We start from the raw sequence: 13,693 nt of genomic DNA, 5'->3' as shown, positions 1-13,693 counted from the left end.
GTGTCTCCTTTTGCTTATCGCACACCACAGTTGCAAAGCACGTTGCTTCGCAAAAAAAACCACCTGCTTGTGCAAGTGGTTCAGAACAGAAAAGCCAGAATCAGTGTTTGGGTTTTCCGTCAGGTTTTGCGTTGTCTGCGGTTGAAATCACACCATTTTTCTTAACAACGTCGTGGTATTCAACGACAACAACCGCCAGCAACCTATAGCCCCAAGTAACCCAACGACTGCTGCTCCGACCAACGGTGCGATGAGCCAGTACTCAAGATGGAGACTCGCTTCCATCTGGAAAACCTGCGTTTGCAACATGAGGAGGCTGAGCTCGTTAGCCAGCGCCGCCATAAACCCAGCCACCACGCCGATAATCAGAAACTCCAGCACCACGCTCATTCGGATGAGACTACCTTTCGCTCCCAGTGTCCGCAGTATTGCCAGCTCTTCCTGACGCTCGTCCATGCTTGCCTGTACCTGGGCTATCAATACCAGTGAGCCAGCTGCCAATACCAGAATAAGTATAAACTCTACTGCCAGTGACACCTGATCCACGATGTCGCGTAGTTGATTGATCCGCGCATCGACGTCAAATAATGTGACCGACGAAAACGGCTGTAACAGCATGGTCAATTCAGCCTTGCGCTCGGTGTCCAGATAAAAACTGGTAATGTAGGTGGGCATGAATTCCTGCATCGCAGCCGGATCGATTACAAAGAAGAAATTGGGCTGCATGGTCTGCCAGTTGACCTCCCGCAAGCTCGTTACCTGAGTATTTACCACCTCGCTACCGATGTTAAAAGTCAGAATATCACCAAGCTCAATCTCCAGCCGGTCAGCGACTTCCGATTCAACCGACACCGGAAAAACTCCGGCGGGCATACTGATGTCGGCATTCCCGTGCCATTGCCCCGCCACAATCCGGTTTTCGTTCTGCAGCGTATTACTCCAGGTCAGGTTGGCTTCACGTCCGAGACCGTCACGCCCTTCACGGGGCGATTCTTCGTCTTCTTTGGTCACTTCCGTATTAACTCTTTCCTCGTTTACCGCCACAAAACGTCCGCGCACTACAGGATAAAATTCATCCACTTCAACATTGTTATCTTCAAAATGTGAAGACAGCGCGTCTTTTTGCGCTTGGGTAATATTGATAAGAAAATAATTTGGCGTACCTTCGGGCAACTGTGCCCGCCATTGTGCAACCATGTCATTACGCATCACCAGCACTACCAGAAGCAGCATAATAGTGACCGAGAAGCTGATTAGCTGCACACTGTTATCCATCGCGCGACGACGAATACGTGCCCACGCCAGTTGCCATGCGCCCATGCTGCCACTACCAAGCTTTCTGCCCAGCAGGATCAGGCCATAGGTCATGACTAAAAGGCCAGCGACAAGCGCGATGCCGGATGCAAACAGAATAGCGCTGATTTCTATGTCCTGGCTATATGCCCACATCAGCAGAAAAATCGCACTTCCCGCCGCACCAAATTGCAGCGTACGGCTGCTCATATTCGAGTCGATGTCACGACGCAGCACGCGCAGCGGCGGAACTGAAAACAAGCGCAGTAACGGATACAGTGAGAACAGCAATGCGCAAATGGCACCAGTGAATACAGCGATAATTACTGGCCGCCAGTGCCAGACTGAAAGGGTGACGTCGACCTGATCAGCCAGCGCCCACACGACCACTTGCTGAATAACCAACCCCATGATGATACCCAGTACGATGCCCAAAATCGCGATAAAGAGAATTTGCAGGACATAAATTTTGCGGATCATGGGCCCGGAAGCGCCCAACGTTTTCATAATGGCTACCGGGTCGAAGTGACGCTGGGAATAGCGCTGGGCGGCGACAGCTATTGACACTGCGGCAAGGATTATCGCCAGCAAACTGGCCAGCAGAAAATACCGCTCGGCGCTGGCAACAGACCGGCCGACCGGAGAGTCGTCATCAGAGATAGCTCGCCAGCTGTGGATTTCATCATCCATCTGCGGGCGCAACCAGTCGTAATAGGCGGCTAAATCCGATTCTTCACCGGTGAAGTAACTGACATAACTAACCCGACTGCCAGGCCCGGTGACGTTGGTCGAAGCCAGATCTTCCATCCGCATCAGAACGATAGGATCGGTATTAAAAATGCTGAAACCTGCGTCGGGAATTTCCGATAACACCCCGGCTATTGTGAGCGTGGCATCGCCAATATATACAGGATCGCCCACCTCCACATTCAGCGTCTGAAATAACCGCGAGTCCAGCCATGCTTCACCCGGCGCCGGTAGAGTGTCAGTAACTGACTCATTTCCAAACGGCGCATCGGCAATAGTGATTTCGCCTTTCAGTGGGTAGCTGGCATCGACCGCGCGTAAATCTACCAGCGACATTTGCTCTTCACCAAACGCCATGGAGCGGGTACTCACCCTCTGGGCTGTTTGCAAATTGTAATTTTGTGCCTCGTTTATCCAGCTTTCGTCCACCGGGTTTCCCGAGCGAAACTGCGAATCGGCGGCAAGAAAGCTGGCGGATCGCTCCTGAAGCGCTCCCTGTAACCGTTCACTGAAAAGCGACAGTGATAGTACAGCGCCCACCGACAATACAATAGCCAGAAGGATGATGGTTAACTCACCGCGACGGGCCTCGTGCCGAAATAATCGCCATGCCAGACTAAATACGGTCGACATTAACCGGCCTCCCGTTCCAATGATGATGCATCAGCGGCAGGTTCCGAGAGTGCTCCTCCCTGCATCACCAATTGACGATCACATTTCTTTGCCAGTTCATTATCATGGGTTACCAAAACCAGGGTGGTGCCCACGTTCTTATTCAATGCAAATAACAGGTCCTCGATTTTATGGCTGTTGGCTTCATCCAGGTTTCCGGTAGGTTCATCGGCAAACAGAATTTTTGGCTCTCCGATAAAAGCACGTGCAATCGCCACCCGCTGCTGCTCTCCACCCGATAATTGGTTCGGATAGTGGTGCGCGCGATGCGCCAGCCCCACATCTTCGATAATGTTCAGCGCGCGTTTCTTGGCATCTTTCATACCAGCAATTTCCGCTGGTAGCATGATATTTTCCAGCGCGGTCAGACTCTGCACCAACATGAAGCTCTGGAAAATAAAGCCGACTTTCGCGCCTCGCAATTGAGCCCGGGCTTCCTCATCCATTGAATGCAAAGGCTCGTTATCCAGATAGATTTCGCCCTCGGTGACCTGATCTAAACCAGCCAAGAGACTTAACAACGTTGATTTTCCGGAGCCCGACGCACCCACAATAGCAATAGACTCACCGTCCTTGACTTCAAAGGAAATTGGCTGAAGGATCTGCAACTGGCCTTCACTCGTAGTTACGGTTTTGGTTATTTGTTTAGTTGTAATCATAAAGGAGTCGATACTCTCGTGTTTGTTTTTCAACGTCATCGCTACATCCTTGCGGCTTTTATTTTCCTATTAATACCTTGGGCGTCCTATTCAGATCAGCCCGCAGCTGCCTCTGCAGATGAAGAATTAGTAACATACCGTTTGTTGATTGTTGGTGACAGCCTAAGCGCAGCTTATGGTCTTAAGCAACATCAGGGATGGGTTAGTTTGTTACAAAATACGTGGCGCAGCGACAACGTTCCGATTGACGTAGTAAATGCTGCGATAAGTGGGGAAACCACAGACGGCGCTCTGGCGCGTCTGCCGCGGCTACTTGAGCAACACAATCCAAGCCATGTACTGATTGAATTGGGAGGTAACGATGGGCTTCAGGGCCATCCTGTCGGCAAGATGAAAGCAAATTTATCAAAAATGATAACGCTGGCACAGAATGCAGGCGCCACCGTGCTGTTGCAAGATATGCAAATCCCGACTAACTACGGCAAGCGTTACACGCAATTGTTTACCGATGCTTTTGAAGATGTGGCCAACGCTCATGACGTTCCATTGTTACCCTTCTTCCTGGAAGAAATTGCGTTGAAAGCAGAGTTAATGCAGCGTGATGGTATACATCCGAATGCAGACGCGCAGCCCAAAATCGCTGAACTTATGAATGAACGCCTTCGACCGTTGATTATTTCGACAGAACCATTGATTTCTGACTAAGCTTTTCTACACTTAACGCATTACATACATATAGGAGGCGCATTATGGACGTATCAGGTAGTAACCCGTTGCCAGCAGCGGCAACGCAACAGGCTGTAGCAGAAACGCGTTCTGAACCTCGGGCTACGCAGCAATCAGAAACATTAAGCTCATTGTCTGAAAATCCGGCCACATCCTCTGTATCTTCTTCTACCCAGGCACCGGATCCAAACGCTCGTGTAGGTGGCCGCGTGGACACTTTCGCGTAAACGTCAGTCAGACGTGTTCGATATCAAGTCGTAATTCACGCCAGAAAATACGCTACTAGCGCGCCTTAAAAATTATCCCAATTTTGATGGGCGCACACACCCTTCATTTTTTCTTAAACCACTATTTCAGCAGTCTTAAAAATGGCACTTTTTTATTAAAAAACAATAATATAGCCATTTCCTAAACTGTTGAATTTTTTTACACTTTGCCTAACAAGTGCTCAATAAGCTGCAAAAAAAACATTCTAAATCATCAGTTTATATTCATGGCGCAATATGTGCTTATTGAAATCAACAGAATAAAAAAGCCTTATCATACTATCTAGATAAATCATGATTTGTACCCTGCTGTAATTTCGAATCTTTGTTGTTGGTTTGCCGTCAGGTAGTTAAACAAAAAATTGCAACGAGTAGCACACGCTGCTTTTGCTTTATGGCGTGACCCCGCGCCAAATAAAATAAAACCAACAAGGGAGATAAGATGAAATTGAATAATATTCTGACTGGCATGGCTCTATCCGGTGTCATGGCAAGCTGTGCTTTCGCAGCCCCCAGTTCTATCATCCAGACAGATCCAAGTAAATTTTCATTGGCAGGAAAAGCACCTGCCGCCGTACAATCTCACAATGTTTATATCGTGCAGTTAAAAGGCGCACCTGCTATTGCAGTGGCATCCGCAAACGGCGAATTAACACCGAGTAACCCGGCGGCCGGAAAATTTGGTAACCGATACAACCCGAAATCACCTGAAATATCTGCATATGTAGAAAAGGTAAAAGCGCTGCAGCAAAAAGTCGTTAGGGACGTTGGTGCAATCAATATTATTCACAGCTACTCTCACACATATAACGGTTTCTCAGCGAGGCTCACTGACAGTCAAGTAAATGCGCTAAAAAACCACCCTGATGTGGCAAATGTTTATCAAGATGAACTGCATCAACCAGATACCGCAAACACACCGGAGTTTCTTGGTCTGACTGGCCCTGGTGGTCAACACACATTGGGAATCAAGGGCGAAGACGTTATCGTTGGTATCCTTGATTCAGGTATCTGGCCAGAAAACCCGTCCTTTAGTGAAGACCCACAAGTTTCTGAACTTGCCTATGGCGCACCGCCCGAAGGATGGAACGGCGTTTGTAATGAAGGTAGTGTTGGTGAATATACTGAAAACGGCGTTGTGGTTTATAACGACGAAACCGCACCAGTAGACACTTTCGAATGTAATAACAAACTGATTGGCGCACGCTATTACGGTGAAACCTTCTCAAGTGTGTATGAAATTCAGTTTCCCTTAGGTGAATTTGCGTCTCCTCGTGACGCCGATGGCCATGGAAGCCACACAGCTTCTACTGCCGCAGGTAACGAAGGCGTAACTGCGACTCTGCAGGGCGTTGAAGTAGGCGCGGTATCTGGTATCGCTCCACGTGCCCGTATTGCCGCTTATAAAGTCTGCTGGAACTCGTTATACGTGAGCCCCACCGGAGTAAACGAACGCGGGTGTTTCTTCGGCGACTCGATGGCGGCTATCGACCAGGCGGTTGTTGATGGCGTAGATGTACTTAACTACTCTATCGGTAACAGCAATCTGATTAATTCTCCGGTTTATAACGCTGCTCTTCGAGCTGCCGATGCCGGTGTATTTTTCTCAGCTTCTGCGGGCAACAGCGGCCCAACAGCAGGCACTACTGGCAACATCGCTCCTTGGATAACAACAGTTGCAGCCTCTACATACGACGGCGAATCGGCACTGGTTGGTACTGCGCTTGAAATCAATTCAGGTACCCTTGCTGGCCAGGAAATATTCTCGGTATCTTCAGATATCGGTGCTGATATTCCGGAAGAAGGCTTCTCAGGAGAACTCGGCCTGGCCGATCCCTTACTGGCGTGTGAGCCTCTATCTACTGACCTTACCGACCAGATTGCCCTGATCGAACGTGGTGTTTGTCCGTTTGTTGACAAATTCGAGAATGCAATTGCTGCGGGTGCTAAAGGCGTGGTGGTATTTACTGACGACCGAAGCCCCATCGCAATGGGCGGTGATGCTACCTTTGACATTCCCGGCGTGATGATAGAAAGGGCCAATGGTCTGGCCTTGGTAGATAGCGTTGAGAGCGGTGAAACCAGCGTCACCATGACGACCTCACCTGCAGCAACAACAGCAACAGAAGTCGGTAATATCATGGCAGGTTTCTCTTCGCGTGGTCCAAATCCACAGTCAGGGGATATTCTGAAGCCAGATATCACGGCACCAGGTGTTCGGATCCTTGCTGCAACCAGTGAGAACCAACTGGATATTCCAGGCAATGTAGATGGCGAGTCATATGCCTATCTTCAGGGAACGTCTATGTCTAGCCCGCATATTGCAGGTTTAGCTGCCCTGTTCAGTGGTCAATATCCAGACTGGTCTCCTGCGGAGATTAAATCTGCAATCATGACAGCGGCGCGTCAGAATGTTGTCAAAGAAGATGGCGCTACGCCTGCAGACCCATTTGATTTTGGTGCGGGTCATGCTGATCCTGTTCCAGCTATGAACCCAGGTTTAGTCTACAGTGCAGACACTGCGGATTATCTGGCATTCTTATGTGGTCAGGGTGAAAGTGGTCTTGTAGCCAGTTTAAGCGATCAAAGCTGCAGCGACCTGGAAGACGCCGGCTTCTCGTTTGATGCAAGTCAATTGAACTACCCGTCAATTGCCATTGCGCAACTCGAAGGCAGCGAAACTATCTATCGTACAGTCACTGACGTGACTGGTGCGGATGGAATGTACGCCTTTAATATTGATGCACCTGCAGGTATCTCGGTATCGGCAACAGCAATTGATACAAATGGCAACCCGATTGGTGACGGTATGTTACCCGTTCCAGCAAACGGAACTGCAACCTACGCCATTACGTTTACCACCACTAACAGTACTGTTGCCGAGCAATGGGCATTTGGTTCACTGACGCTGGAAGGTAACAACGGTATAAACGTTCGCAGCCCGATAGCGGTTAACCCTGTACAGGAATCCACGATTGATGTGCCGGAATCGTTATCCCTGCAATTGCAACGTGGTCGCGCGCCAATCTTTGTGCAGACATTCTACACTGGTGAGTTTTCGGTTGATTATCAAGGCCTGACTCCAGCGTCTGCAGTCAGCAGAACCGCGATATCGCAGCCTGGAGCATTTGACTTCAATTCAAACCTGGCTACATCCATCCAGTTCAGAATTGGCGAAGATACGTCATTGTTGCGCTTCGTGTTGACCGATGATCTGGTTGATGTTGCGGGGGCCAACATAGACCTCTATCTGTACCGCTGTGTTGCGTTTAGCTGTTCCCCAGTAACGTCTTCAACGGGTCCTGGATCCAATGAGGATATTTCGGTGGTGAACCCGATTCCTAACAATCCAAGTGACCCCGGCGCACTTTATATCCTGTTCGCTCAGGGTGTAGATACCGTTGGAGAACCTTCAGTGGATTACACCTCTCTTTACTGGTTCGTGGATCAGAAAGAAAGCACAACGCGAGTTACTGCATCGCCGCGCGCTGTCGAGAACCGTTATCAAAACGTGTACCTGATGACCAGAGGATTGGATCCTAACCAGTTGTACATGGGTACCATGACATTCTTCGATAACACCGGAGAGTCTCAGGGCACGACGATACTAGAAGTTCAACCTTAAAACACATAATACGGGGGCACACACGTGTGCTCCCAACACCTAAAATAACAACAGGAAGTAAAAAATGAAGTCATATACATCACGTTTATTGCAAACCTTCATCGGATTAAGCTTATTACTCACTGCCTCATTCAGTGCCAATGCATCGCTGATCAAGCAGGAAATTCTGGACGACTTCACTGGGGAAGTGATCGGTTCAGTAACGTTTGATATGGATGATTCCTTTTGGAACACCGGAATTAAAAGCTCTTTTTTTGACGGGGGGTTCGAACTCGTTGAATTTGAACTGAGCGGCCTTTATTCCTGGGGAGATGTTCTGGATACCTATTACTTTGAAGTAGAGTTGGATACGAGTGATATCTTCGCTGGCATACAATTCCTTAGTCTGGATGCTGATGATGTTGGTTTCGGCGTGTTCACCTGGAGCTACCAGTTGTTTTACGACTCAAACTTTGGACTAGGTATTCTTGACGTATTCCAAAACAGCAATGGGGCGTTTATAGACGCTCTCAATGTAAGACTAGGACAGGTTGAAGTTCCGGCACCAGCCACTATCGGTTTGCTTGCCATGGGGATCTGTGCCATTGCAATTCGTCGCAGACGTATTCGCTAAATTTGGTATCGTGAATCACACTCTGTAAAAAAGCCCGGAAACACCGGGCTTTTTTGTTTTCTGTTAACCAAAGGACATATAATGAAACCCTTCTTCGTATTTATAATGGCATCGGCATTAATTATGATTACATTGAGTGTACAGGCTTGCGCCTCTTCGCCCCCCGCCCCAGAATCGCTCACGTTTACCGCTGAGGTTCAGATTAATAAAACCAATAAAAAGTCTTTTGTATTGGTATCCCTGGATGGAAAGCAATACGAGCCAATAAACCTGCCAACTGCCTTTCGAGTAGCGGGAACGGTTATTAAAGTAAACGCTACCCGGGTGACAGACAGAGCAACAAGTGAACAATCTGGTGTGTTGGTGCGCATTGACAGTGCGGAACTGGTATCTGAAGGCGATGGCCTGTCGGATAACACGTATTATTAATCTGTGGCGCGACGTTGAGTGCGGTAAACGAGGTTTGTGACGCCTGCAAAACCTTATTTGTGATACTGACGACGACGGCCTTAGAAGATTTTCACTAAAATCACTCATAGCCTTCACCAGTTAACTGCACTCTGTTGTGTCGACTCACTATTTTCGTTACGCAGCTCACTTCCCTCTTGCGCTTTCCTCACAGCCTCCCGATTTCCCTCTGCCGAGTAAAGCGCCGGCTAAAAGATAAAAGCTATCGATACAGGTACAAAGTCGCATTTTTTTGAGAAAGGCGTGCTGTTGAAATAGCAGATGCCTCAGGCGGCTAGTTCGTCGGCTTAAAACATAAAGAGGTGACGATGGTGAAAGTGGGAAAAAGTGTAGGGGTATGTCATAAACAGAAAAGAGCCGGCTGATGCCGGCTCACAACGACATTACTCTGGACGAACAAAGTGCGTTGGCGTTTTTGCCTGCTCTTCCTGCACTGCCAGATAGCGGTCACGAAGGCGGGTCTGACGCGACTCCATCTCGATAGCTTCACCGTTCACGAAAACTTGCTCAGCGACCTGCGTCACTTCCAGCGGATCTCCGCTCCAGATAACCACGTCGGCACGCTTGCCTGTGGCCAGTGAGCCAAGCTTGTCATCCACTCCTAGTATAGATGCAGGAGCACGGGTCAGGCTGGCTAAACCGCCCTCGTAGCTAAGGCCATTTGCAACCGCATTACCGGCATGCTGTGTCGCCAGGCGGATGTTGTGTGTGTCCATGCCAACCGCCACGGTAACGCCAGCAGCTTCCAGTCTTGCAGCATTAGCCAGGGTTGCGCCCATCTGATCAAAGCCACCAGGCAGGTTATATTCAGGGTCGAGGATCACCGGAATATCCGCAGCGGCCAACTCATCAGCCACTCGCCAGGCTTCCACACCGTGCATAAGCACTACATCGATGTTGCTGTGACGTTGCTTAAACGCAATAACCTGACGGATGTCTGAAGCGCGGTCTGCTTCCATCAATAAAGGCATGTCGCCACTAAGCACAGCTTTCAATGCGCTCACATCTGCTGGCGTGTTAAGGCCGTGCCATTCTTGCGTAGCCGAAATCTTACCGGAAACCGATGCCGCTTCCTCAAGTACATTCTCCAGCATCACCCACAGTGCCGCACGGGTACCGCCCGCCTCATGTGCACCGTCGGCACCAACGTTTACCACCATAAAAGCACGCGGCTTCAATACCGGCGCATCGCCGTCCAGCGTGATGACGGCGCCTTGTCCGTAGAACAGATTATCTGTGTAAGTGATTGATGTCGCAGCGGATGTCATGCCCTCTATACGGGTAACGCCGACTAATGATGAATCTGGGTTTACCGCATAGGACACATCAAGCGCAGCTCCGGTGCGGGTAATTGGCGAGGCCTCTGTAGAGGAGTCGACCACGCCTGCTGACGAGGAAACTTCCACCAGACCTAACGAGGTCATCGAGCCGACCAGCCCAGGGGTAACTACTTTTCCCGCAGCATCAATTACAGTATACCCATCAGGTGCTGTTGCGCCGCTAATTACACGATCAATTTTGCCGTCTGTCATCAACACGGTGCCTTCATCGAGGGTACCCTGCTCTGACATGGTAAACACTTTACCGCCAACAATGGCGATTTTTTCTGCAAGCACAGAAGACGACACCAAGCTGGCTGCTACAAGTAATGCTAACTTTTTCATTTCGCGTCTCCTTCACCAACCTGGCCTAACTCAAAATCACTTACCGGCCAGCTGGCTTTGTCTTCCAGCGCAAAGGCCAGTCCGCCGTCAATATAGACGCGTTCCGCTTTGGTGTAGGTAGAGAATGGATTACCATTCCACAGTACAAGATCAGCCTGTTTGCCAGCTTCAAGCGAACCGGTTTTATCAAACACGCCAAGGGATTTCGCAGGGTTCGCAGAAAGCCACTGCCACGCTTCGCCCATTGATATATCCAGACCAGCCCGCTTACCGTCAGACCAGGCTTTTGCCGCTTCCTGATTGAGGCGCTGGATGCCTAAATCGCTGTCGGAGTGAACAATCGCACACGCGCCAGCGTTATGAACCGCGGGAATGTTCTCGCGAATTCCGTCATAGGCTTCCATTTTAAAGCCCCACCAGTCGGCCCACATGGCCGAACAAACGTCGTTTTCTTTTAACTTGTCAGCAATTTTGTAAGATTCAACGGCATGATGAAAAGTCCCAATCTGATAATCGAACTCTTTCATCACGTCCATCATCACGGTCATTTCGTCCGCACGATAGCAATGCATATGTACACGGATATCACCGCTTAGTACCCCAGCCAGCGTCTCCATCTGTAAATCGCGTTTGGGGGCCTTCGGGTTGTCTCCCGCTTCGTATTCTTTCTCGTAGCGCTCCCACTTACGCATATAATCCTGCGCATCAGACCATGCCTGACGGTAGCCAGCTACGTTCCCCATGCGGGTAGACGGGCCACCTTTCTCCCCATAAACCCGCTTCGGGTTTTCGCCACAGGCCATTTTCAGGCCATACGGCGCGTCGGGCATTTTCATATCCTGCATGGTGCGGTCCGGCACATTCTTCAGTACCACAGAACGGCCACCAAACAAATTCGCCGAGCCCGGCAGGATTTGTAGCGTGGTTACTCCGCCAGCCAGCGCCCGGCCAAAGCCAGGATCCTGCGGCCAGACGGAATGCTCTGCCCAGACTTCCGCGGTTACCGGGTTAGTTATTTCGTTACCGTCGCTGTGAGAATGCGTAGAGGGAGATGGGTATACCCCCAAGTGACTATGATTATCGATAATGCCCGGCGTTACCCATTTACCGGCACCGTCGATCACAGTAGCACCATCGGGCACATCCAGCTTTTCACCGACAGCCACAATTTTACCGTTGGCAAAATGAACCATGCCATTTTTAATTTCATTCCCCACACCGTCAAGAATGGTGACATTCGTGATCAGAGTCGCTTTACCGGGGATCGGCGTATAAGTACTTGGATAAGGATTAGGATCGATTGAGACCTTGGCATCCTGTTCCTGCTTTTCTTCCTTACTGGTACCACAACCAGTCAAAGCGACAGAGAACAGACACGCCAACGCCAGCGATATGCGCGAAGTTGAGTGTTTCATGGATTTACCGTTACGTTAGTTATAATTATAAGACCGGTGTTGTCGGTCAGACGAAAAGTCTTTTTGTCTTTTCTTAATCCAACGTAGCGAAAAACCGGCTACCCCACAAGTTTAAGTGAGGCTAAGCAACATGGTTCTGCGAGGATTGACGGGCAAGGACGTCAACAATAGCCTGTGCATCGGTGAGACGGCGGATATCGTTAAACAGCACCGCAGCCTCGGTGTACTGCTTACGTAAATAGCCACACCACTGTTTGATGCGGTTAGGGTAGTAGCGGCCTTTGTCGCCATAAATTTCATAGCCTGAATATTGAATCAGTAAGTCCGCCACTTCGCTCCATGGCATCGGCGGTTCACCAAAGCGGATACAGCGCGCCAGGTTGGGCAGCGCGAGCGCACCACGTCCAATCATCAAATCCTGACAGTCTGACTGCACTTTGCAACGCTGTGCGTCCTCTTCGCTCCAGATTTCACCGTTAGCGATGACCGGTATATCCGTATGCTCACGAATTCTGGCAATATAATCCCAATAAGCTGGCGGGCGATAACCTTCCGTTTTCGTGCGGGCATGCACCACTATTTCAGAAGCGCCGGCGTCAGCGATGGCGCACGCGTTTTCTACCGCCTTGGTTTTATCTTCAAACCCCAGACGAATTTTTGCACTAACCGGAATGTGATCAGGAACAGCCTCACGTACGGCTTTGACAATCGCGTGCAGGGTGTCAGTTTCTTTTAACAGTACTGCCCCACCCTTACTTTTATTTACCGTTTTCGCCGGGCAGCCAAAGTTCAAATCTATCCCCGGAGAGCCTAATTCAACAGCAGTGACGGCATTTTCTGCCAGCCATTGAGGGTGCTGTCCTAACAGCTGCACACGCACAGGCACGCCAGCGGGGGTTTTACCGCCGTTGAGCAGCTCCGGACACAAACGATAGAACGTCTTCTTTGGCAACTTCTGCTCGACCACCCGCACAAACTCAGTGACGCAACGATCAAAGCCACCGACGCGGGTAAGCATGTCGCGCATCAGGTGATCAACGACACCTTCCATCGGTGCCAGCATAATGTTGCTCATGAGAGTGTTTGTCCGGTATTGAGTGTGCTAAAAAAGGCGCGCAAGTGTAGCAAAAACACGCTTACCGACCAACTATTTGCGCTCAGGATCCGGCGGTTGATTGCTGCGTCTTCTGGCTTCGCAATCGACAAGTACCTGCTGACGCTGATGTGAAGAGTACGTGGTCCAATTGAGTATGTTGTCCAGCGTTCGGTAACATCCCATGCAAATATCCTCCTGATTCAGGCAACATTGTCGAATGCAGGGGGAATCATTAACCGCGCTCATGGGTGCCTGATGAATGTAACGACGCGTCGGCCAGGATTGGAGAGGACATCACGGCATTCATTTCCCACCACAAGCAAATATACACTCCATAGGTTGAAGCCAGCCACTGAAAAAACTCACTTTCTGATGTGCAGCGATGAGTAACAAACTTCTGCACATTACCATTATAGATTAACGCATTCACGTCAAACATAGAGACCTCC

At 49.8% G+C, this 13,693-nt stretch carries 12 protein-coding genes; 5 read left to right on the top strand and 7 right to left on the bottom strand.

The genetic code is table 11. The annotated features are described in order from the left end of the window. Window positions 1–147: 147 nt before the first annotated feature. Together ACLBLI_RS07070 and ACLBLI_RS07065 are read right to left on the bottom strand one after the other, a co-directional pair. The gene (locus tag ACLBLI_RS07070; RefSeq protein ID WP_414830400.1) at window positions 148–2,673 is read right to left on the bottom strand and encodes an ABC transporter permease; all 2,526 of its coding nucleotides are present in this window, start codon (window positions 2,671–2,673) and stop codon (window positions 148–150) included. Then, window positions 2,673–3,371 (bottom strand): ABC transporter ATP-binding protein, encoded by a 699-nt coding sequence (locus tag ACLBLI_RS07065; RefSeq protein WP_414830928.1) that lies wholly within the window; start codon window positions 3,369–3,371, stop codon window positions 2,673–2,675. Before ACLBLI_RS07065 ends, ACLBLI_RS07070 begins: the two co-directional genes overlap by 1 nt. Window positions 3,372–3,389: 18 nt before the next feature. Between ACLBLI_RS07065 and ACLBLI_RS07060 the strand changes: the two genes are divergently transcribed. The 5 genes from ACLBLI_RS07060 (at window position 3,390) to ACLBLI_RS07040 (ending at window position 9,030) form a co-directional block, all read left to right on the top strand. Then, window positions 3,390–4,076, top strand: coding sequence for an arylesterase (locus ACLBLI_RS07060; RefSeq protein ID WP_414830399.1), 687 nt, complete (start codon window positions 3,390–3,392; stop codon window positions 4,074–4,076). Window positions 4,077–4,120: 44 nt separating this feature from the next. After that, window positions 4,121–4,324, top strand: coding sequence for a hypothetical protein (locus tag ACLBLI_RS07055; RefSeq protein WP_414830398.1), 204 nt, complete (start codon window positions 4,121–4,123; stop codon window positions 4,322–4,324). A gap of 481 nt (window positions 4,325–4,805) precedes the next feature. Further along, window positions 4,806–7,988, top strand: coding sequence for a S8 family serine peptidase (locus ACLBLI_RS07050; protein WP_414830397.1), 3,183 nt, complete (start codon window positions 4,806–4,808; stop codon window positions 7,986–7,988). Between the two features lie 64 nt (window positions 7,989–8,052). Continuing rightward, a complete protein-coding gene (locus ACLBLI_RS07045; RefSeq protein ID WP_414830396.1) occupies window positions 8,053–8,601 on the top strand; it encodes a PEP-CTERM sorting domain-containing protein in 549 nt (182 codons plus the stop codon). An 81-nt stretch (window positions 8,602–8,682) separates the two neighbouring features. Next, on the top strand, window positions 8,683–9,030 hold the full coding sequence (locus tag ACLBLI_RS07040; RefSeq protein ID WP_414830395.1) for a hypothetical protein: 348 nt from the start codon (window positions 8,683–8,685) through the stop codon (window positions 9,028–9,030). Window positions 9,031–9,452: 422 nt separating this feature from the next. On the opposite strand, the gene ACLBLI_RS07035 is transcribed toward ACLBLI_RS07040, so the two are convergent. The 5 genes from ACLBLI_RS07035 to ACLBLI_RS07015 form a co-directional block, all read right to left on the bottom strand. Next, window positions 9,453–10,733, bottom strand: coding sequence for an amidohydrolase family protein (locus ACLBLI_RS07035; RefSeq protein ID WP_414830394.1), 1,281 nt, complete (start codon window positions 10,731–10,733; stop codon window positions 9,453–9,455). Further along, the gene (locus ACLBLI_RS07030; RefSeq protein ID WP_414830393.1) at window positions 10,730–12,148 is read right to left on the bottom strand and encodes an amidohydrolase family protein; all 1,419 of its coding nucleotides are present in this window, start codon (window positions 12,146–12,148) and stop codon (window positions 10,730–10,732) included. Before ACLBLI_RS07030 ends, ACLBLI_RS07035 begins: the two co-directional genes overlap by 4 nt. A gap of 121 nt (window positions 12,149–12,269) precedes the next feature. Further along, on the bottom strand, window positions 12,270–13,223 hold the full coding sequence (gene dusC, locus ACLBLI_RS07025) for a tRNA dihydrouridine(16) synthase DusC (RefSeq protein ID WP_414830392.1): 954 nt from the start codon (window positions 13,221–13,223) through the stop codon (window positions 12,270–12,272). A gap of 72 nt (window positions 13,224–13,295) precedes the next feature. Further along, complete coding sequence (locus tag ACLBLI_RS07020) at window positions 13,296–13,427, bottom strand: DUF1289 domain-containing protein (protein WP_414830391.1); 132 nt, start codon at window positions 13,425–13,427, stop codon at window positions 13,296–13,298. A 49-nt stretch (window positions 13,428–13,476) separates the two neighbouring features. Then, entirely contained in the window at window positions 13,477–13,683 is a 207-nt protein-coding gene (locus tag ACLBLI_RS07015; RefSeq protein ID WP_414830390.1) for a hypothetical protein, read from the bottom strand. Window positions 13,684–13,693: the final 10 nt, after the last annotated feature.

Origin of the sequence: Alteromonas sp. H39, from assembly GCF_047556435.1 — a bacterium.
Classification (GTDB): Bacteria; Pseudomonadota; Gammaproteobacteria; order Enterobacterales; family Alteromonadaceae; genus Alteromonas.
This window is presented reverse-complemented; position numbering and strand designations above follow the sequence as displayed.